This is a genomic window from Porphyromonas sp. C0026D3, assembly GCF_056590775.1.
Genome location: NZ_JBWPWU010000003.1, coordinates 1 through 17,785 on the forward strand (window position 1 = coordinate 1; position 17,785 = coordinate 17,785).

The following is a 17,785-nucleotide window of genomic DNA, read 5'->3' on the forward strand; positions in this document are numbered from 1 at the left end:
CACTTGGGCAAAGCCATACACTTGGGCATTGCCATACACTTGGGCAAAGCCATACACTTGGGCATTGCCATACACTTGGGCAAAGCCATACACTTGGGCATTGCCATACACTTTGGCAAAGCCATACACTTGGGCATTTCTACACACTTTGGCATTGCCACACACTTTGGCATTGCCACACACTTTGGCACAATCGTACACTCGGGCACAGTAACACACTTCGGCAGAGTCATACACTTTGGCCTCTCCGCCCACCCAGCAATAGTTGTGGTGCGATAGGTTCTTCTCGCTCTCCACGTAGCCCCCCCTGTCCCCCTTTCTGACACCACAAAAGTCTTTGAGAGCCTCGACACGGTACAGCGTCCGCCCGTCCACCTCTATTGTGTCCTCCTCCAGCAGTTTGTATTTCTTCTCTTCCATGGTCTTGTTGTTGTTTACTGAATACATGTATATACCCTCGTTGCCGTCCTAGACAGGACTGCCGCCACTGCTATACATACCACCGCCAGCACCTTGGATCCCAGCAAGTAGAGCGCCCAAGCGCCCAGCGACAAGTCGCCAACGGGTATCGCCATCAGGCACACCAGCCCTACAAGAAATAGGATCATGGCCAAACCAAGCGCCAGGATCACCGCCCCAAGTTTTACGTTCTCTTTCATAGTCTTGTTGTTGTTTGTTGTTTGCTACATCTGTGCACAGTAGTACCTCAGTATCTCCCGTCCGGTGTAGAATCTCCGGCCGTTGTGCCTCCAGTATCCGCACTTCAGGTACCCAGCCCTCGTGTGCCTCCGCACCGTGGTCACATCCACCCCCAGTAGCTCCGCCACCTGAGTGGTCGAGTACCGATCATTCAGTTTCACGTTAGGTTCCGTTGTCGTCATAGTCTCTCTTTCCTAATGGTGATGGTACACTTGTTCAGGTCCGTCCTTATGGTGACCCGATACTCATACCGTCCGCCCAGCTGATAGGCGTAGGACTTGGCATTGTAGATGGTGTTTCGGTCGGGCAGTTGGAACGTCTGCTCCCCACCTACCGGAATGGCCTCAAACACATCCAGCGTCAGTTTTTCGATTTTTCTCATTTGGTATATTTGTCTAGTGTTTATTGTTTTGCTGTCTTATGGATCGGATAAGGTTAACGCCAGATGAGGCGGCGTTGCTCAAGTACCTCATCACTCACGATAGGCAGGTTTGCCCGGACCGTGTCGATGGTGTCAATGACTTGGGGGAGGCGGTGTTTTCGCTGAGCCGTCGTGGCTTGGTCAGGCACTCACCCACTACCGGCATGCTCAGGCTCACACCTGACGGCAGGCAGTACATTGGCGAGTACCCCGACCTCCGCAACAAGATAGACGCTACCGAACAGTGGCTGATCATAGAAAAGCAACAAGAGGCGACGCACAAAGTGGCAAGGACCGCCAACCGTATAGCGCTATTTGGATTTATCATAGCTCTGCTATCGTTTTTACTGAGGGTACTCGAACACTTTTCTATTCTTTAAGGGTTAGCAAGCTGTATAAGACATATCCAATAACGGCCACCACAAAAACGGAGAGGCCGATCTGCATAGGCAAGTTTCCTCGGTAGGTGTCCGTGCCCCATATGTTCAGCAACTCCACGACACACACCAGCGGAGAGAGGATAATCAAGCCTTTAATCATCCATTTGTTTCTCCGTTTCATCTCGTCCAGCTCCTTTTGCCATTTGTCTTGTTCCATGTTCATTTTTTGCACTCAATTGTTAAAAACCTTGGAGGATCGAAAAAGAGTACGTACCTTTAGAGCGTAAGATCTAGTCACGAAAGTAGGGCTCCCAAAAGCACCTACTCTTTTTACTTTGTCCTCAAAGTGTTACTTGCTTTGTTACTTACTTGGCAAAGATAGAGCAATGCACCGAAACAAACAAGGAAAATCGGAGCTTTGCTCTAGTTAAACTAGGTTAAACGTTATAATAGTCTGATTATGAGTACTGTAAAAGATCGATTGCTCCGCTACATAAGCGAAAAAAACATGACAGTAAGGGATTTTGAAAGGAGCATTGCTCTATCAAATGGATATGTAAGCTCAATAAGGAAGTCTATAGGACATGATAAACTTGAGAGCATTACAGAGAAATATCCAGACCTAAACAGAGACTGGCTGTTATTCGGCGAGGGCGAGATGTTGGTAAAACAGAGACCGACCAACGAAGCCACCGTCCTACCACCCGAGGATCAACATTGGATCGAGGTACCACTGGTACCCTACGAGGCAATGGCAGGCGAACTGGGCTGGTACCGAGATGTCTTCCCCGACGAACTCAGCCAAAAACGCATGGTCCTGGTAGCCCCCGGCACCTCAGCCCGTGACCACGTAGTCTTTACCGTAGCTGGCGACTCAATGGAGCCACGGCTCGAAAAAGGCGACGAAGTACTCGCCAAGCTGGTCCCGGTCGACTACTACAAAAACGCACGACTGCACATAGACCGTTACAACATTTGGGTAGTCGTCACCCGAACCGAGGGTATACTCATCAAAAAGATTGTCCGCCACGATGTCGCCAACCACACCATCACCCTACACTCCCTGAACCCCCTTTACTCCGATTTTGACGTAGACTTGGCGGACGTAGCTATGATCTACCACGCAGTCTCCCTCTCTCGCAAAAACCTCTGACATAGACACATAACAACATACAAACCAAAGTACAAACAACCCAAAAAGCGCAAATCACGAGCAAGCAACCTCTCCGCAATTATAATCACCACACATACACTCATTTATAAGGTCTGACAAATACCTGTCACGCAGGAGGTCACGGGTTCGAGTCCCGTCCAGACCGCAAAAGGTGGTGAAGCGCTATGCACTTCACCACCTTTTTTGTTTTTGGCGATCAAATTTTGCCGATTCGCTTTGCGACCCCTGGCGGGGTCGGAGGGGAGGGCGCGGGGCTTGCGGTTCCGGGTCATCGTGGCTCCGCCCCTCGACACCTGGCTACTAGGCACCCTTGGCGGGGTGCTGTGGACCCAATTTTGCGACCCTTGGTTTGTCCAGATGACGGGTCAGAGATCCGGGTCTGCCGACCCCGTGAGGGGTCGCGCTTTCATAGCCGGGCGGTCGAGGAGGGGCGGAGGCCCGACGATGACCCCCGGAAAAGACGGTCACCCCACCACCTGCCGACCCCGCCAGGGGTCGCAAAGCAGGTCGGCAAATGATGCTGAAAAACGCCATTTTGTGGAGTGTTGATAATCAGGTGCTTATGCGGGGCTTTGGGTTTCACGGATAGAAGCGAAAGTTTTCACGGATAGAAGCGAGTGTTTTCACGGATAGAAGCGATTGCTTGGACGGATAGACGATTTTTCGCTCGCCTTTTTTGTATTTGGGGTGGGTGGTTTTGGAAATTTCGAGAAAAGTGCGTACCTTTGCGGTCACAAGGATCGGGGTTTCTCGGTCTGTTGATTGGCTCCTTAGCTCAACTGAATAGAGCATCTGACTACGGATCAGAAGGTTAAAGGTTTGAATCCTTTAGGAGTCACTGTTTCGGAACCAATCCGGCCATCCTTCGTGGGGTGTGGATCGGAGGTTCTTTGTAGCCATCCTCGGTGGAAGAAAGTAGCCTTTCGGACCCGATGGTGGTGTTTTTTTTGCGAGGGTGGCATCGGCCCCTTTTCTCGAGTAGTCAATATAATCTCTTGTGTGTATGAACTATCTGACAAATCCTCATGCTCGTGCGATATGGCGACTGGGTACGCCAATAATGCTCGGTCAGATGGGGGTCATCATGGTGGGTTTTGTGGACAACATCATGGTGGGGCGGTATGGAACTGCGGAGCTGGGTGCGGCTTCTTTTGTCAACAACTTTGTGAATATCGCTTTTGTGCTGGGGATGGGCTTTAGCTATGGGCTGACCCCTCTGGTGGCCGGTAGCTATGCTGTGGGGGATGGTCGCCTGAAGAGTTTGCTGAAGAGCAGTGTGCTGGCGAATGTGCTGGTGGGGCTGGTGTTGTCGGCTGTGATGGGTTTGTTTTTGTGGCGTTTGGATTGGCTGGGTCAGCCTGCTGAGCTGACGCCTCTGATCGTGCCGTACTATCTGATCCAGCTGGTGAGTATCTTGCCAATGTCTGTGTTCAATGCCTATAAGCAATTGGTGGATGGGGTGGAGCAGACTCGGGTGAGTATGCAGTCGATCCTGTATGCGAATGTGGTGAATGTGCTGCTGAACTATCTGCTGATCTATGGTAAGCTGGGTTTTCCGGAGCTGGGCTTGCTTGGTGCGGGTGTGGCTACTTTTGTGGCTCGTTTGCTGAGCTTGCTGATCTTGCTCTATGCGGTGCATGGGACGGCGCGTTTCGGACAAATCTTTCGGGAGGCGAAGTGTGTGGGGGGGCGTGTGCGTGGTGATGAGCTGAAGCGTCTTTTTGGGCTGGGACTGCCGTCGGGTATGCAGATGGGGCTGGAGTCGGGCTCTTTTAGTATCGCTGTGGTGATGATTGGCTGGCTGGGTACGATTCCGCTTGCGGCTCACCAGGTGGCCAATACGCTGAGTACGCTGGGCTTCATGATGTACTATGGTATCTCCAGTGCGGTGGCGATACGTGTGGGGCACTTCTATGAACTAAGGGATAGTGAGGGGGTGCGTCGGTCGGTGCGTAGTGGCTTGTCTATCCATGCCCTGCTGGCTGTCTCTCTGGTGGTGATGCTTTTGCTCTTTAGGGAGGAGATTTGTCGCCTTTTTGTGACGGATGAGGCGGTGGTGGCTCTGGGTGCTCAGCTCTGCTTGATCCTCTGTCTCTATCAGCCTGGTGATGTGTTGCAGATCTTGTACTCCAACGCTTTGCGTGGTATGCGTGACGTGAGGTTTACGGCAGGTGCGGCACTTTTTTCGTATGCCGTAATGACGATCTTGATGGGCTACTTGCTAGGTATCCGTTTCGGCATGGGTGTGGTGGGTGTCTGGCTGGGTTTCCCGATAGGGCTGACGACTCTGGGGGTGTTGCTGCTGTGGCGGTATCGTCGAGTGGTGAGCCGCCTGTAGTCTGGGCTAGGGGGCGGTGTTGCGTGGATGGTGGAGTAGGATCTCGTCTCGTAGCTTTTGACGGTCGATGTGTGTGTACAGCTCGGTGGTGGAGATGCTGGCGTGGCCAAGTAGGTCTCGGATGGCCTGAAGGTTGGCTCCCCCCTCGAGTAGGTGTGTGGCAAAGCTGTGGCGAAGGGTGTGTGGGGAGATCTCTCGTGTGATGCCGGCCAAGACAGCCAGTCGCTTGATGGTGAGGAAGACCATCTGTCGTGAGATGGCGGTGCGGTTTCGACTGATGAATAGGTGGTCGGTGTAGCCGGGCTTGGGGATGAGCTCGTGTCGTATGGGGAGGTAGTCGTTTATCCTATCGATGCAGATGCGTGACATGGGCACGAGTCGCTCTTTGGACCCTTTTCCGAGGATGCGGACGTAGCTTTCGTCGAGGAATAGGTGTGAGAAGGTGAGCCCGCATGCTTCGCTGACGCGTAGCCCGCAGCTGTAGAGTACCTCGAGGAGTGCGGCGTCTCGTGTGCCGTTGGGGGTGGAGGTGTCTATGGCGTCGAGTAGGGCATCTACCTCCTCTATGGTGAGTACCTCGGGCAGTGAGCGTCCGATGGATGGGGTGTCGAGTAGGAGGGTGGGGTTTTGGGGGAGTATCTCCTCGAGCTCGAGGAAGTTGTAGAAGGACTTGATGCCACTGATGACGCGCGACATGCTCCTCTGTCCCAATCCTAGATCTGCCAGGTAGGCGAGTAGTCGCTCCAGGGTGGGGTAGGTCATCTCCAGTACCGGTGTGGCTGTCTCGTCGCTGTACTCGATGAGGTGCTTGAGGTCGTTGAGGTAGCTCTCCAGTGTATTGGGGGAGAGGTTTCGCTCGAGTAGGAGATACTGTCGGTAATCGTCGATGATCTCGGTGAGGTTGTTTTGGGCCGGTGTCATGATTGTTCGTCTACTGCCAGTGTGTAGTAGGATATGGACTCTGCGCCGTCGGCTAGCACTGCTTGTGCCAGGTGGACGAGTGTGGCTCCTGATGTGAGGAGGTCATCGACGAGTAGGACTCGCTTGCCGGTGAAGGTGCCGGGTGTCTCTACGGCAAAGATGCCATCCATGCTCTCCCAGCGCTGCTCTCTATTGCGTGTGGTCTGGGTGTCTGTGGCGGAGTCGGTGTGTCGGACGATGGCTTGGGTGAGGAGCTCTGCGTGTAGGGCTTGTGCGAGTGGTGTGGCTAGGTAGTCCGATTGGTTGTAGCCGCGCTGATGCAGTCGCTTGGGGGAGAGTGGGACGGGGACGACGGTGGAGATATCGGCGTAGTGTCCCATGTGGAGGTGTCCGGGGAGGAAGTACTCTACGAGGGAGGTGGCGAGTAGGGGGCTCCGGCGGTACTTGATGTAATGGATAAGGTCTCGGACGGCATTGGTGTGGGTGAATACTAGGTCTGCGTGGTACTCGTTGTATGGCGCATAGCCCTCTATGCGTGGGGTGACATCGTAGTAGTGTGTGTGCCCCTCGTATCGTGGCAGTGCCTCAAAGCATGAGGCGCAGATGAAGTGTCGCTCTGCCGGCAACCGATCCCCGCAACAGATGCAGTAGCCGGGAAAGAGGAAGTCGATCAGTCGACTAATACCACTTGTCGTCATTGTGGGGATTGTCTATGGCCAGCTCGGGAGAGTCCATGGCCACCTCGGCTAGCTCCATGGGGTAGCCTCGTAGGTAGGCGGCTTGCATGAGTCGCGCACGGTAGTGGTAGTCGGAGTCGGACTTTTGGCGGTAGGAGTCAGCTTTGGGGAGGAGGTATTGTACGAGGGCATCGGCCCATGTCTCATCGGATATGGCGAGCAGGGCTTGGTCTATGATCGGTGACGGGATGCCCTTTTGGGCCAATTCACGTCGGATGAGTAGGGGCCCTTTTTTGAGAAAGCGTACTTTGTCAGCTGTGTAGTGTCGTGCGTATCGCTCCTCGTCCACAAAATGGTCTTGGCGCAAGTCCTCGATGATCTTTTGGAGCTCTTGCTCCTCGATCGGTTCGTGGGCCCACTGTCGTACCTTTTCGGCGACTTCTCGGGGCGATCGCTCTGCCTTGGCGGCATAGGCTGCGGCTTTGTTGAGCAGCCTTTTGTACTCGTCTGTCTCTATAGGCATGGTTTTGGGGTGGGCTGTGAGGTGGTTTTTTTGGCAAAAAGGAAGCGACTGAGCCCTCGAAAGTCTTGGAGTAGCTCGGTGTCTAGGCCGGCGCTTTGGTAGAGCCGGCTTGTCTCGAGGGCCGTGTGGTGGTTGAGCTCCAGAGCAATGATCCCTCCGGGGCGTAGCGCAGGGACAACTCGCTGGAGCAATAGTCTGTAGTAGAGCTGAGGGTCGTCGTCGGGGACAAAGAGTGCAGCGTGTGGCTCTCGTTCCAAGACGTGTGGTGCCATCTGTGACTGCTCGGACTCGAGGACGTAGGGGGGATTGCTGACAATGAGGTCAAGTGGGGTGTCGGGTGTGTGGCTGCGCAGATCGGCTTGCCGGAAGGTGATATTGGTGAGACCGAGCCGGTGGGCGTTGTCGGAGGCGACTTGCAGTGCGGCGACACTGAGGTCAAGTGCGGTCACCTCTGCTGTGGGAAAGAAGTGCGCCAGGGCTATGGCTATGGCACCGGATCCGGTGCCGGCGTCCAAAATGTGTGCCCCGGGAGGAAGTGTGCAACGCTCCCGAATCCGTAGGCAAAGCTCTTCGGTCTCGGGACGGGGGATCAGGACATCGGGCGTGACGTGGATCCTGAGGTCGCAAAAGTCGGTGTACCCGATAATCTGTTGCCAAGGTTCGTGCTCCAGCAACCGGATCGTCATCTCCTCCAGACGGTCTCGCTCGAAATCGCTAACTTTGTAGCCCTCAAGTATCAGCAGCGGGTACTGCTTGCCGGTCACCTCTTCGAGCATATAGCGGGCGAGGGAGTCGGCTTCTGTGGGTGTATAGTAGGACTTCAGACGGTCGGAGAGGGTATGGTGTAGGGCTTGGATGTTTTCCATGCTGTGTGTGTTGACTGAGGAGAGACAAAGTTAAGCTAAAAAACAATGCCATCACATGAGTACTATATGTGGCGTGCCATCGACCTTGGCTATCGGGCCGAGAGCCGAGAGGTGCGACTCAATCCCAGGGTAGGAGCGGTCCTAGTCTGTGCTGATCGGGTGATCGGTGAGGGCTACCATAGATGCATGGGGGGACCACATGCCGAGGTGCACTGCCTGAATAGTGTCTCCTCCGCTGATCGTCCGCTCATCCCCGAGAGCACACTCTACGTGACCCTCGAGCCGTGTGCGCATGAGGGGCTCACCCCCTCCTGTGCCAGAAGGCTGGTATCGGAGCGAGTAGGGCATGTGGTGGTGGGTACGATGGATCCGAACCCCTTGGTCGCCGGCAAAGGGGTAGCCATCCTTAGGGAGGCCGGTGTGTCGGTGGAGGTCGGGTGCCTCGAGAGCCAATGCCGCGAGCTGGCCAAGGTCTTTTTGACCAACCAAAAGCTCCACAGGCCCTATGTGTTGCTAAAGTGGGCAGAGAGTGCGGACGGCTTTGTAGACCGTTTTCGCTCGGATGACACGACGCCACCGGCTCGGCTCTCCACTCCGTACACTCAGCTCCTGGTGCATCGTCTGCGATCGCAGTATGAGGCAATCTTGGTGGGCGGGCATACCTTTTGTCTCGATCGTCCCAGCCTCACCAATCGGCTCTGGCCCCCAAGTCACTATTCACCACTGCGGATCCTGCTCTCGTCGCAGATCTCTGCTCCGACCGGCTGGGTAGCTCTTGGCAGCCTCTCCGCAGAGGCGCTCGCCTCCCTTTTGACCCGAGAGAACATCCCATCGCTCATGGTAGAGGGCGGCCCCCAAGTACTGCAGTCGTTCATCGACCTTGGCTTGTGGGACGAAGCCCGAGTCGAGACGGCTCCAACCCTACTACATGACGGTGTATCGGCACCCCGATTGCCGGAGACGGCCCGTCCAATCTCAGTCCGGACCTTTGGCCCCAATCGTATTACTCTCTACAGACCATGAAGATCATAGACACCCATACCCACCTCTACGGTGCAGACTTTGAGGCGGACCTCCTACAAGTGGTGGACCGTGCCCGAAAAGCCGGTGTGGTGGCAGCACTGCTCCCCAATCTCAACCTCGCCTCACTTCCTGATCTCGAGCACGCCTGCTCCTTGGCACCGGACTTTTTTCGTCCGATGATTGGGTTGCATCCCACGGAGATGGGCAGTGACTGGCGACAAGAGCTCCGGCTCCTCCACGACAAGCTGACGGAGTGCCCCTCTAGGTATGTGGCTATCGGTGAGATAGGACTTGATTACTACTGGAGTGTGGACGAAAAAGAGGCCATGAACACTGCTTTTTGCACTCAGCTCACTTGGGCACGCGACTATCGCCTGCCGGTGAGTGTCCACAGCCGTAGTGCCACGATGGATGCGGTCGCTGCGATCGAGCGGATAGGAGCCGATGACATTCGGGGTGTGTTTCACTCCTTTACCGACAGCCCGGATGAGTTGTGCTCCATCCTAGCCTTGCCTCATTTTATGGTTGGTGTCAATGGTGTCCTTACTTTCAAAAACAGCACCTTGCGGGACTTTTTGCCCGACCTTCTCCCCTTGGAGCGCATCGTGGTCGAGACGGATGCCCCCTACTTGAGCCCCGTGCCCCATAGAGGGAAGCGAAACGAACCGGCCAATCTGCCCCTTGTCATTGACGAACTGGCGAAAGTCTACCGAATCTCAAAAGAAAAAGTGGCAAGGCAGATTTTCGCAAACTCTCTGGAAATGTTTGGTTTGGAGTACTGAGTTGACCGAGTGGAGGTGTGGAAAACGAAAAAAGTCAGGCCAAAAGTAGCTTGTTAACTAGAAATAAACTAAATTTGTGGGGTGAATACTTGCCATAGGTGCATTTGAGGGCCGAAAAGGCAAGCATTTGGGAGGCAAAAAAAACGCATGCAGTGGCATGTTGGATACCTATATCAGATACAATGGAGAGGTGCTCGAGTGGCTGAAGAGGCACGCCTGGAAAGCGTGTAAACACCAAAAGTGTTTCGAGGGTTCGAATCCCTCCCTCTCCGCAAGAAAAAGAAAAAGGCGGCTACCCTTGGATGCGGTTGTCCGGATACAGAGGGCAACTGAGGGGTGGTAAGCTGAGGAAAAAACACAGTAAAATTTTTAATCACTAATCTTTAAAAAAGAAGAACTTACAATGAAAAGATTTTTGGCAAGCATCGCCTTAGCCGGCCTTCTGACGTTAGGTGTCGCCAACGTCGTAGTTGCACAAGACTCTGCTCCTGAGGCCACGACCGAAGCTCAAGAAGCAACCGCTCCAGCCCAAGAGGCAACTGCCGATGAGCAGGTTCCCGTAGTAGAGGACAATGGTGGTTTTCACCAAGCTCTGAAGACCAAGTTTATCGAGGGAGGTCCTGAGTTTATGGCCTCTATCGCATTCGTGATGATCCTCGGCTTGGCTTTCTGTCTGGAGAGAATCATATACCTGAACCTCGCTGAAACCAACAACGAAAAGTTCCTCAACGAGATCCAAGCTCGCCTCAATGCCAACGACGTGGCAGGTGCTCTGGATATCGCACGTGATACTCGTGGCCCCGTTGCCTCCATCACCTATCAGGCCCTTCTTCGTCTGGATCAGAGCCTCGACGTGGTAGAGCGCTCTATTACCGCTTACGGTGGTGTGCAAGCCGGCCTTTTGGAGAAGAACCTCTCCTGGATCACCCTCTTCATCGCCACTGCCCCTTCTCTAGGGTTCCTTGGTACGGTGATCGGTATGGTGTTGGCCTTTGATACGATTGAGCAAGCCGGTGATATCAGCCCTACAGTAGTCGCAGGAGGTATGAAAGTCGCCCTGATCACCACCATCTTCGGTCTGATCGTAGCGATGATCCTCCAGGTCTTCTACAACTACATCCTGGCAAAATATGAGGCCATCCTCAACAACATGGAGGACGCTTCTATCACTCTCATTGACTTCGTAGTAGACTACAACGTCAAGTTCAAAAACCTCAAATAATAAGTAAGAAACAAGATTATGGCAGTCACTAAAGCACGGAAAATCTCCAGTACAGTGCTACTTGTCATAGCAATACTCGCATTGGCGGTCATTGTAGCCTTCTTTGCCGGGGGCTATGTTGATCCTACAGTAGCCAAGCCAGAGCCCAAGTTTGCAGATGCGTTGCTGTTCTTCTGCTACGGCGTCTTCTGCCTATCAGTGGTGGTGCTTCTCGGCTTTGCGGTTGTAGGCTTCGTCAATAGCTTCCGAACCAATGCCAAAAACGCACTCGGAGGCTTGCTGGCCATCCTTGGGTTGGTCGTATTGCTAGGCGTTTCTTACGCACTGGGTAGCACTGAGCCGCTTCACCTCGGCACAGACAACCAAGTTTACAACACAGACTTTTACCTCAAGTTTTCAGATATGTGGGTTAACTCCATATACGTGATGTTGGCATTGACCATCCTTGCCCTCATCTGGAGTGGAGTCCGCGGCGTATTTGCCGGAAGGAAGTAAGATACCGGAAACATTATAAAAAGATACAACTATGGCTCGTAAAAAGAAGAAAGTACCCAGCATCAATGGGTCGTCTACTGCCGATATCTCTTTTATCATGCTTCTGTTCTTCCTGCTAACGACCTCGATGGGAACAGACAAGGGTATTGCCCGACAGCTACCCCCTGCTGTACCGCCCGATCAAAAGGATATATCCATCGACGTCAATAGGCGTAATATGCTCCGTGTCTTGGTCAACAACCAAGGCGAGATCCTTGCCAATGGCGAACTTGTGACCAAGGACGCACTCAAGGACAAAGTAAAGGAGTTTGTACTCAACGAAAATGATCGTGAGGATCTACCCGAGCGTACGGTAGAAAACTTCCCGATGATCGGTGACCAAAAGGTGACCAAAAAGCACGTTATTTCACTGACCAACAACGTGGATACGCGCTACGAGGACTACCTCGGGGTACAAAACACCCTTACCAAAGCATATTCTGAGCTGAGAGATGAAAAGGCCCGCTCTGTATGGGGCAAGTCGTTTGAGGAGCTAGAGCCTGCGCAACAAAAGGTCCTGATCGACCTCTATCCGCAGAATATCTCCGAGGCTAACCCAAAGGAGTACGGAGGAAAGTAATTCACTAGAGTTTGAGAAAAGATTATGGGAAAATTTAATAAAGGTGATACGCGTGAAGTGCCGGAGCTGAATACCATGTCCTTGCCGGACTTGATATTTGCGTTCTTGTTCTTCATCATGATGGTGACTTCCATCCGTGAAGTGACCATGATGGTCAGCCTTGACCTTCCTAAAGCTACCGAACTCGTGAAGTTTGAGAAGAAGTCGCTCGGTACCTACATCTACATGGGACAGCCATTGGAGCAGTACCGAGATCAGTACGGAACCGAAGCCGTCATACAGCTCAACGACAAGTTTGCCACACCCAACGATATCTTTGACTTTATCGCTCAGGAAAAGTCGTCCATGTCGGAGGTTGATGCCTCTTACATGACCACGATCCTAAAGATCGACAAGGATACCAAGATGGGTGTCGTTACGGAAGTAAAGCAAAAGCTGAGAGAGGCAGATGCCCTCAAGATATTCTACTCCGCCACAGAGACACGTGAGTGATCGCTGACACGGTATTTTATATCTGAGTAGGCAGATGATTGAGTAAGCCTCGAGATATGTAAGAAAATGGGTGTGACCAAGCCAATTGGTCGCACCCATTTTCTTTTTTTTCTGTGCCGGATAGCCGAGTTCCTTCTCCGCCACACTGTCCGGCTTTTTCACTCTGTTTTCCTTTCTCCCCCTCACCTTACGGTGATTTCATCACCATAGAGATCAGCTTTAGCGCCAGCCAATACGTATTTGTAGGTTGAGTTTGAACCTCAGATGCCCCGTATCCCCGTCACGGTTGATGAACCCGTATCCATGACGACGGGTGCTTGGTCGTTCTACATAGGAGTGGTTGAAAAGTAGATTTTCAAAAGTCCTCAACTCCATGATGTGATAGGCCAGTATTTCGCCATCCTCTTTGACGATAAGGTAGCCACCGTTTGCATCAAAGTGACCCAGCCAGACCTTTTTGGGTACCATCCCCACCACGAAAGCAGTCAGCAGTCTTTTGTCGAATAATGTAGCAGATTCGATCTACCCGTTTCAGCTCCAGATCCCCGGCGTACAGCTTGCCATCGCCCAGTAATTTTAGCAGGACATAGACCTCACTCCACTCTTCTTTGTTGCCACAAAGTACCTTGTTATCGTTGTCCTTACTTGGTTGCGGGGATGGGGGTGGGGGGTTAGCTGCGGGAGCCGGCCCACAGTCCGGCGAGCAGTGCCAGGATCGACAGGGCAACCGATGCGACCAGGTACAGTACCATCATGCCCATCGCCCCTCGGCTGTAGTGTCCGTATAGATCCAGCGCAAAGGTGGAGAAGGTGGTGAAGCCCCCGCACAGTCCGACCACGAAGAATGGCCGACCGACAAGCCCCGTGGAGTGGTGTGACAGGCCGCAGGCCGATAGGTAGCCGATTGCAAAGGAGCCGAGGATGTTTACCACAAGTGTGGCTACCCAGCTGTATCCGGGGAGTGGGCTTGCCCATTCGGTGAGCAGTGTCACCGCATACCGAAGTGCCGCTCCGAGGGCACCTCCGAGCATGACGTACAAAAAGTCAATCAAAACCAACATACCACTACTCTCTCTCTTACTAGAAACAAAACGGAGTGACCGGACACCTGCCCCCGAGGGTCAGGCTTGCTTTTTGGTGGCCACCAGGTGCGAGGCGATGAGGACCAGCCAGGTGGCAAAGACAAAGGGGGCGGTGAGGGTGGTGACCCCCAGCCGTATGCCTGCAAACTGGAGTGCGATGGTCAGGAGGACTCCCACAACGATCCTGAGGAGGCCTCGTGCGGACTTGTCGCCTACCGCCATGGCGACCAGCACGGCGTTGTACCCATACAGTCCGGCATTGATCTCCGCTGTCGGGAATAGGTCGAATAGCGTGACCACCAGCGAGCTTGCCACGCCGGCAATGGTATAGAGCGCGAGGTCGCGTGAGGCGATCACGATGGCCAGCATGAATAGGAGGCCGGTCAGGAGCGAGTCGGCCTGAAACATCACCTGCCCCAGGTCGTAGTCGAGGCTGCTCAGGAGGTCCAGCCTTTCGGCGGGTAGAGCCGTCTCTTGGCCGGTGAGGGGTAGTGGGGGCAGGATCCCTGCTCGGGTGAGTAGGAGGATTGCCCAGACCGTGGCGACGAAAGGAAAGGTGTAGGCGGGGATACGGCACCTATGGTTGAGCAGATGGGCCAGCGGTGTGGTGACCATGGCTCCGATAGCCACCGTGGCGAGCGAAAAGAGCGATAGACCGTAGAATAATAGGACGGCGATGCCGACCAGTGTGCCGTTGAACCCATACAGTCCCCGCTCGATCTCCGTGCGGTCGTACCTCAGCAGCATGGCTGTGTAGGTGGAGGTGATGGCTCCGAGGATGGCACTGAGGAGCATGGGCAGTGAGTTGATGCCGATGCCGATGAGTAGCAGTAGACCGGAGAGGGCGTTTTGGAGAAAAAAGACCTGACCGACACCTCGGAGTAGTTGTTTGCAGTGGTGCAGGAGGGTGGAGAAGACTTGGGCCATTACTTTTTTGGGGGGCGCAAAGGGTTGTTGGATCCGTACTGTGTGGTCGTCGGAGGTGCGGTGTGAGGCCGTGTGTAGGTTTCTGCTCCGAGCAACCGATCCCGTGTCACCCCGCTTGGGGGAAGACTGCGGTGGGCAATACCTAGGCAAAAGTAGGCAAAATATCTGTAGTACGTGGCACGAAGCAATGTCCTCGTACTGTTGCTCCAGGTGCGCCCGAGGGGTGCTCTTGGAGCTTTTGCGCTCGGAAAAGTCTACGCCTCGCCCGGAGAAAGTTAGCCCGATGCGTGCACAAACTATTTCTTTCGGCCGAAAAACTCAAAATCACTGTGTGATTTATTCAGATCACTAAGTGATTTGTTCAGATCACTAAGTGATTTATTCAAATCACACAGTGATTTTATCTTTCTCATAGTACCTGCTTCCCTTTTTCTCCGTTTCGGATAGAATAATGAGGGAATTGGGTAAGTTTGTAGCACCAAAGAGACGGTGTCCCTAGGTGGGTGCGTCCTTTGGGCACAGGTGCGAGTGCGGTGCTTTGGGGCACATTCTCCCACCTCCTTTTCCGGAAAATCGATGACCCGAGCTTGATGGCGAATACATCTCCACATAGCGTACCCCAAAAGGGTGGCACCAAAAACAAGCGCTCCTGGCAGAGGCGTTTTTGGAACATCACTCAAGGGACTTTCCTTGAGGGACAGCTGACGCTACGCAATGCGATCTGGATCGTGGCGGTGGCGATGCTCTTCATCATCCAGGGGCTCAATACCTATACCTTGCTGAGGGGTAAGAAGGAGATTGCGCGCCTCAATCGTGAGATTACGGAGCGGCGTATGGAGCAGGTGACGGTGGAGTCCGAGCTGATGGGTGCACGTCGACTCTCCTCTATTGAGGAGCGGGTCCGTGCCGACAACCTGGACCTGAGTATCCCCAAGTCTCCCCCTATACTGATCAAGTAAATGAGTGGTAGCGAGACCAACAACCGCCTGCAGGCAGGAGTCGAGGAGCGAGAGGAGCGGGTCCGGACCTCGTACATGAGGTACTTCTTGATCGGCTTGGTGCTGTCGGTGCTGTCGGTGGCTGTTTTCCTAAAGACGACCTGGACCGCCACCGTGGATGCGGCGGCGTGGAAGGGGCTCAATGCCCATATGCACAAGGGGAACCAGCCCTCATTGCCCCGACGTGGCAATATCTACTCGGACGAAAACACCCTATTGGCGATCAGTGTGCCGAGGTACGAGACCAGGATCGACTTTCGGGCGGCGGGGTTTGATGCGGATCTTTTTGCCCACAACGTGGACTCTCTGGCGTATCGGCTGAGTGGCTACTTCAAGGATAAGAGTGCCGCCGCGTATCGGGCGCACCTGATGCGTGGCTATGAGCGCAAGAGTCGCTCGTGGCGAGTGGTGGACAAGGAGGTGTCGCACATGGAGTTGCTGGCAATGCAGCAGATGCCCTACCTCTCTGTGGGGAATAAAAATAAGACCGGGTTTACGACCACTCGGTATATCCGTCGGGTGATGCCCTATGGCAACCTGGCACAGCGGACCATCGGTTCGCTCAAGCGGGATGCGGACAGTCTCGGGATTACGCATGGGAGCAGTGGGCTGGAGCTGGCTTTTGACAAGGTTTTGTGCGGAGAGCCGGGCTTGGATCGCTTTATCTTTGTCCCCAAGCGGTGGGTGCCGGATCCGATCCGCCTGCCCAAAAACGGGATGGACGTCTATACGACCCTCAATGTCGACATACAGGATATCACAGAGCGAGCTCTGCGCAAGGCTCTCACCGAGGTGGATGCCGACTGGGGCTGTGCGGTGGTGATGGAGGTGAAGACGGGTGCCATCCGTGCCATGGCCAATCTGGACCGAGTGGGAGAGGGTAGCTATGTCGAGCGAACGAACCATGCACTGGCCGACCAGCTGGAGCCGGGGTCTACCTTCAAGGGCATCACGATGCTGGCCTCGCTCGACCAAGGACGGATCCACCCGGGAGATACGGTCGATGTGGGCAACGGACTCTATCGTGTGGGCCGTGGGCTCGTGATCAAGGACCACAATGCCCACAAGGGTGGCTACGGGCGGATCAGCTATGCGCAGGCCATAGAGTTTTCGTCCAATATCGGAGCCGCCATGGCCGTCCGCAATACGTTTGGAAACGAGAGCCCCAAAAACAATCGTGCTTTTTTTGACGCACTGGACAAGATGAATATCTTCGATCAGATCGATCTGGAGATTCCGGGCACGACCAAACCCCACATCAACACCAACCCCGAAGGGTGGCGACCCGGAGCCATGACGTGGATATCATTTGGCTACCAAGTGCAGATGCCACCGATATACACACTCCGCTTTTATAACGCTGTGGCCAACGGTGGCAGGATGATGGAGCCCTACCTGGTGACCTCCGTCCACAACGACGATGAGGTGGCGTACGAAAACGGCCCCAAGGTGAAAAACAAGCAGATCGCCTGCGACCGAGCCATCAAGGAGCTGCGGGAGATGTTGCGCGGTGTCGTGACCAATGGTACGGGCAAGGCGATGAACTCGCCTTTTGTGCAAATAGCCGGCAAAACCGGTACGGCCAAAATCTCCGGTGCGGGTGGCTATGATGCCGGGTATGGGCACAATGTGACCTTTTGTGGCTACTTCCCGGCCGACGACCCTCTGTACAGCTGTATCGTGGTCGTCAGTCGACCAAGGGGGGTGTACCCCTCCGGGAGCATCCCCGGAAAGGTCCTCCGAGAAGTGGCCGAACAGACTGTGGCTACCACCAACACCCTCCACCTCAGTGACTACACACCGGACAGTACTGCGGTATTTGACCAACATGTGGCCGGTGGAGTGGCGCGTAGCGTGAGACAGGGGGTACACTTGACCAAGACCACTCTGCCCGAAGTGGTGGGCAACGGTGACTGGGCCTGCTACTCCCCCAATGACACCATAGCCATCATGCGGATGAAAGACCCGGTCGTGAACCGTATGCCCTACTTGGTGGGGATGGCCGCCTCGGATGCCGTGTTTTTGGCCGAGATGCAGGGGTTGAAGGTAAACCTGGTCGGAAAAGGAGGATGTGTACACAGCCAGTCCATCCCCCCCGACCGAAAGATAAGCGAAGGAAACAGAGTGACGCTAATATTGAGATAAC

The 17,785-nt window shown here is 54.3% G+C and carries 24 protein-coding genes and 2 tRNA genes; 13 read left to right on the forward strand and 13 right to left on the reverse strand.

All coding sequences use genetic code 11. The features are described 5' to 3' along the window. From AC1EK1_RS02790 to AC1EK1_RS02805, 4 genes are all read right to left on the reverse strand, one after another. On the reverse strand, positions 1–420 hold a 420-nt coding region (locus tag AC1EK1_RS02790), incomplete at its 3' end, for a hypothetical protein (protein ID WP_480305595.1). 14 nt (positions 421–434) lie between these two features. Further along, on the reverse strand, positions 435–659 hold the full coding sequence (locus AC1EK1_RS02795) for a hypothetical protein (RefSeq protein ID WP_480305596.1): 225 nt from the start codon (positions 657–659) through the stop codon (positions 435–437). Positions 660–683: 24 nt separating this feature from the next. After that, a complete protein-coding gene (locus AC1EK1_RS02800) occupies positions 684–881 on the reverse strand; it encodes a helix-turn-helix domain-containing protein (RefSeq protein ID WP_480305597.1) in 198 nt (65 codons plus the stop codon). Next, positions 878–1,081, reverse strand: coding sequence for a hypothetical protein (locus tag AC1EK1_RS02805; RefSeq protein WP_480305599.1), 204 nt, complete (start codon positions 1,079–1,081; stop codon positions 878–880). Before AC1EK1_RS02805 ends, AC1EK1_RS02800 begins: the two co-directional genes overlap by 4 nt. 38 nt (positions 1,082–1,119) lie before the next feature. Between AC1EK1_RS02805 and AC1EK1_RS02810 the strand changes: the two genes are divergently transcribed. Then, complete coding sequence (locus AC1EK1_RS02810; RefSeq protein WP_480305601.1) at positions 1,120–1,500, forward strand: hypothetical protein; 381 nt, start codon at positions 1,120–1,122, stop codon at positions 1,498–1,500. Here the strand turns inward: AC1EK1_RS02810 and AC1EK1_RS02815 are convergent. Further along, positions 1,490–1,717 (reverse strand): hypothetical protein, encoded by a 228-nt coding sequence (locus AC1EK1_RS02815; RefSeq protein WP_480305602.1) that lies wholly within the window; start codon positions 1,715–1,717, stop codon positions 1,490–1,492. The genes AC1EK1_RS02810 and AC1EK1_RS02815 overlap by 11 nt on opposite strands. 291 nt (positions 1,718–2,008) lie before the next feature. Here AC1EK1_RS02815 and AC1EK1_RS02820 point away from each other — a divergent pair, with 291 nt between their 5' ends. From AC1EK1_RS02820 to AC1EK1_RS02830, 3 genes are all read left to right on the forward strand, one after another. Continuing rightward, positions 2,009–2,653, forward strand: coding sequence for a S24 family peptidase (locus AC1EK1_RS02820; RefSeq protein ID WP_480309151.1), 645 nt, complete (start codon positions 2,009–2,011; stop codon positions 2,651–2,653). Between the two features lie 785 nt (positions 2,654–3,438). Next, a tRNA-Arg gene (locus tag AC1EK1_RS02825) sits at positions 3,439–3,512 on the forward strand. A 165-nt stretch (positions 3,513–3,677) separates the two neighbouring features. Further along, entirely contained in the window at positions 3,678–5,012 is a 1,335-nt protein-coding gene (locus tag AC1EK1_RS02830; protein ID WP_480305604.1) for an MATE family efflux transporter, read from the forward strand. A gap of 6 nt (positions 5,013–5,018) precedes the next feature. On the opposite strand, the gene AC1EK1_RS02835 is transcribed toward AC1EK1_RS02830, so the two are convergent. The 4 genes from AC1EK1_RS02835 to prmC are packed head-to-tail and all read right to left on the reverse strand — an operon-like array spanning position 5,019 to position 7,999. Next, on the reverse strand, positions 5,019–5,933 hold the full coding sequence (locus tag AC1EK1_RS02835; RefSeq protein WP_480305605.1) for a site-specific tyrosine recombinase: 915 nt from the start codon (positions 5,931–5,933) through the stop codon (positions 5,019–5,021). Further along, positions 5,930–6,631, reverse strand: coding sequence for a ComF family protein (locus AC1EK1_RS02840; RefSeq protein ID WP_480305606.1), 702 nt, complete (start codon positions 6,629–6,631; stop codon positions 5,930–5,932). The genes AC1EK1_RS02835 and AC1EK1_RS02840 overlap by 4 nt, the downstream gene beginning before the upstream one ends. Further along, positions 6,612–7,133 (reverse strand): regulatory protein RecX, encoded by a 522-nt coding sequence (locus AC1EK1_RS02845; RefSeq protein WP_480305608.1) that lies wholly within the window; start codon positions 7,131–7,133, stop codon positions 6,612–6,614. The genes AC1EK1_RS02840 and AC1EK1_RS02845 overlap by 20 nt, the downstream gene beginning before the upstream one ends. Beyond that, positions 7,124–7,999, reverse strand: coding sequence for a peptide chain release factor N(5)-glutamine methyltransferase (gene prmC / locus AC1EK1_RS02850; protein WP_480305609.1), 876 nt, complete (start codon positions 7,997–7,999; stop codon positions 7,124–7,126). Before prmC ends, AC1EK1_RS02845 begins: the two co-directional genes overlap by 10 nt. A 45-nt stretch (positions 8,000–8,044) precedes the next feature. Here prmC and ribD point away from each other — a divergent pair, with 45 nt between their 5' ends. The 7 genes from ribD (at position 8,045) to AC1EK1_RS02885 (ending at position 12,632) form a co-directional block, all read left to right on the forward strand. Then, entirely contained in the window at positions 8,045–9,022 is a 978-nt protein-coding gene (gene ribD / locus AC1EK1_RS02855) for a bifunctional diaminohydroxyphosphoribosylaminopyrimidine deaminase/5-amino-6-(5-phosphoribosylamino)uracil reductase RibD (RefSeq protein ID WP_480305610.1), read from the forward strand. After that, positions 9,019–9,804 carry a TatD family hydrolase gene (locus AC1EK1_RS02860; RefSeq protein ID WP_480305611.1) on the forward strand — a complete coding sequence of 262 codons (786 nt, stop codon included), beginning with the start codon at positions 9,019–9,021 and terminating at the stop codon, positions 9,802–9,804. The genes ribD and AC1EK1_RS02860 overlap by 4 nt, the downstream gene beginning before the upstream one ends. Positions 9,805–9,988: 184 nt before the next feature. Continuing rightward, positions 9,989–10,076, forward strand: a tRNA-Ser gene (locus AC1EK1_RS02865). A 131-nt stretch (positions 10,077–10,207) separates the two neighbouring features. After that, positions 10,208–11,026 (forward strand): MotA/TolQ/ExbB proton channel family protein, encoded by an 819-nt coding sequence (locus AC1EK1_RS02870; RefSeq protein WP_480305613.1) that lies wholly within the window; start codon positions 10,208–10,210, stop codon positions 11,024–11,026. An 18-nt stretch (positions 11,027–11,044) separates the two neighbouring features. Beyond that, a complete protein-coding gene (locus tag AC1EK1_RS02875; protein WP_480305615.1) occupies positions 11,045–11,521 on the forward strand; it encodes a hypothetical protein in 477 nt (158 codons plus the stop codon). Between the two features lie 31 nt (positions 11,522–11,552). After that, complete coding sequence (locus tag AC1EK1_RS02880; protein ID WP_480305617.1) at positions 11,553–12,140, forward strand: ExbD/TolR family protein; 588 nt, start codon at positions 11,553–11,555, stop codon at positions 12,138–12,140. A gap of 24 nt (positions 12,141–12,164) precedes the next feature. Then, positions 12,165–12,632 carry an ExbD/TolR family protein gene (locus AC1EK1_RS02885; protein WP_480305619.1) on the forward strand — a complete coding sequence of 156 codons (468 nt, stop codon included), beginning with the start codon at positions 12,165–12,167 and terminating at the stop codon, positions 12,630–12,632. A gap of 219 nt (positions 12,633–12,851) precedes the next feature. On the opposite strand, the gene AC1EK1_RS02890 is transcribed toward AC1EK1_RS02885, so the two are convergent. From AC1EK1_RS02890 to AC1EK1_RS02905, 4 genes are read right to left on the reverse strand one after another with little or no spacing between them, the layout of a single operon-like run. Continuing rightward, positions 12,852–13,154 (reverse strand): HpaII family restriction endonuclease, encoded by a 303-nt coding sequence (locus tag AC1EK1_RS02890; RefSeq protein ID WP_480305896.1) that lies wholly within the window; start codon positions 13,152–13,154, stop codon positions 12,852–12,854. Continuing rightward, the gene (locus AC1EK1_RS02895; protein WP_480305621.1) at positions 13,066–13,359 is read right to left on the reverse strand and encodes an HpaII family restriction endonuclease; all 294 of its coding nucleotides are present in this window, start codon (positions 13,357–13,359) and stop codon (positions 13,066–13,068) included. Before AC1EK1_RS02895 ends, AC1EK1_RS02890 begins: the two co-directional genes overlap by 89 nt. After that, a complete protein-coding gene (locus tag AC1EK1_RS02900) occupies positions 13,304–13,693 on the reverse strand; it encodes a fluoride efflux transporter FluC (protein ID WP_480305622.1) in 390 nt (129 codons plus the stop codon). The genes AC1EK1_RS02895 and AC1EK1_RS02900 overlap by 56 nt, the downstream gene beginning before the upstream one ends. A 60-nt stretch (positions 13,694–13,753) precedes the next feature. After that, positions 13,754–14,641, reverse strand: a complete 888-nt coding sequence (locus AC1EK1_RS02905) for an urea transporter (RefSeq protein ID WP_480305623.1) — start codon at positions 14,639–14,641, stop codon at positions 13,754–13,756. A 590-nt stretch (positions 14,642–15,231) separates the two neighbouring features. On the opposite strand from AC1EK1_RS02905, the gene AC1EK1_RS02910 reads away from it, so the two are divergent. Together AC1EK1_RS02910 and AC1EK1_RS02915 are read left to right on the forward strand one after the other, a co-directional pair. Then, entirely contained in the window at positions 15,232–15,600 is a 369-nt protein-coding gene (locus tag AC1EK1_RS02910) for an FtsL-like putative cell division protein (protein WP_480305624.1), read from the forward strand. Then, complete coding sequence (locus AC1EK1_RS02915; protein WP_480305625.1) at positions 15,601–17,784, forward strand: penicillin-binding protein; 2,184 nt, start codon at positions 15,601–15,603, stop codon at positions 17,782–17,784. The last annotated feature ends 1 nt before the right edge of the window (position 17,785 follow it).

Excerpts from the sequence above, each read along its gene's own strand:
- prmC (WP_480305609.1), bottom strand. The coding sequence starts at position 7,999 with ATGGAAAACATCCAAGCCCTACACCATACCCTCTCCGACCGTCTGAAG.
- AC1EK1_RS02860 (WP_480305611.1), top strand. The coding sequence starts at position 9,019 with ATGAAGATCATAGACACCCATACCCACCTCTACGGTGCAGACTTTGAG.
- AC1EK1_RS02870 (WP_480305613.1), top strand. The coding sequence starts at position 10,208 with ATGAAAAGATTTTTGGCAAGCATCGCCTTAGCCGGCCTTCTGACGTTA.
- AC1EK1_RS02910 (WP_480305624.1), top strand. The coding sequence starts at position 15,232 with ATGGCGAATACATCTCCACATAGCGTACCCCAAAAGGGTGGCACCAAA.
- AC1EK1_RS02840 (WP_480305606.1), bottom strand. The coding sequence starts at position 6,631 with ATGACGACAAGTGGTATTAGTCGACTGATCGACTTCCTCTTTCCCGGC.
- AC1EK1_RS02875 (WP_480305615.1), top strand. The coding sequence starts at position 11,045 with ATGGCAGTCACTAAAGCACGGAAAATCTCCAGTACAGTGCTACTTGTC.
- AC1EK1_RS02830 (WP_480305604.1), top strand. The coding sequence starts at position 3,678 with ATGAACTATCTGACAAATCCTCATGCTCGTGCGATATGGCGACTGGGT.
- AC1EK1_RS02905 (WP_480305623.1), bottom strand. The coding sequence starts at position 14,641 with ATGGCCCAAGTCTTCTCCACCCTCCTGCACCACTGCAAACAACTACTC.
- AC1EK1_RS02810 (WP_480305601.1), top strand. The coding sequence starts at position 1,120 with ATGGATCGGATAAGGTTAACGCCAGATGAGGCGGCGTTGCTCAAGTAC.
- ribD (WP_480305610.1), top strand. The coding sequence starts at position 8,045 with ATGCCATCACATGAGTACTATATGTGGCGTGCCATCGACCTTGGCTAT.
- AC1EK1_RS02835 (WP_480305605.1), bottom strand. The coding sequence starts at position 5,933 with ATGACACCGGCCCAAAACAACCTCACCGAGATCATCGACGATTACCGA.
- AC1EK1_RS02795 (WP_480305596.1), bottom strand. The coding sequence starts at position 659 with ATGAAAGAGAACGTAAAACTTGGGGCGGTGATCCTGGCGCTTGGTTTG.
- AC1EK1_RS02815 (WP_480305602.1), bottom strand. The coding sequence starts at position 1,717 with ATGGAACAAGACAAATGGCAAAAGGAGCTGGACGAGATGAAACGGAGA.
- AC1EK1_RS02900 (WP_480305622.1), bottom strand. The coding sequence starts at position 13,693 with ATGTTGGTTTTGATTGACTTTTTGTACGTCATGCTCGGAGGTGCCCTC.
- AC1EK1_RS02880 (WP_480305617.1), top strand. The coding sequence starts at position 11,553 with ATGGCTCGTAAAAAGAAGAAAGTACCCAGCATCAATGGGTCGTCTACT.
- AC1EK1_RS02915 (WP_480305625.1), top strand. The coding sequence starts at position 15,601 with ATGAGTGGTAGCGAGACCAACAACCGCCTGCAGGCAGGAGTCGAGGAG.
- AC1EK1_RS02820 (WP_480309151.1), top strand. The coding sequence starts at position 2,009 with ATGACAGTAAGGGATTTTGAAAGGAGCATTGCTCTATCAAATGGATAT.
- AC1EK1_RS02885 (WP_480305619.1), top strand. The coding sequence starts at position 12,165 with ATGGGAAAATTTAATAAAGGTGATACGCGTGAAGTGCCGGAGCTGAAT.
- AC1EK1_RS02845 (WP_480305608.1), bottom strand. The coding sequence starts at position 7,133 with ATGCCTATAGAGACAGACGAGTACAAAAGGCTGCTCAACAAAGCCGCA.
- AC1EK1_RS02805 (WP_480305599.1), bottom strand. The coding sequence starts at position 1,081 with ATGAGAAAAATCGAAAAACTGACGCTGGATGTGTTTGAGGCCATTCCG.
- AC1EK1_RS02800 (WP_480305597.1), bottom strand. The coding sequence starts at position 881 with ATGACGACAACGGAACCTAACGTGAAACTGAATGATCGGTACTCGACC.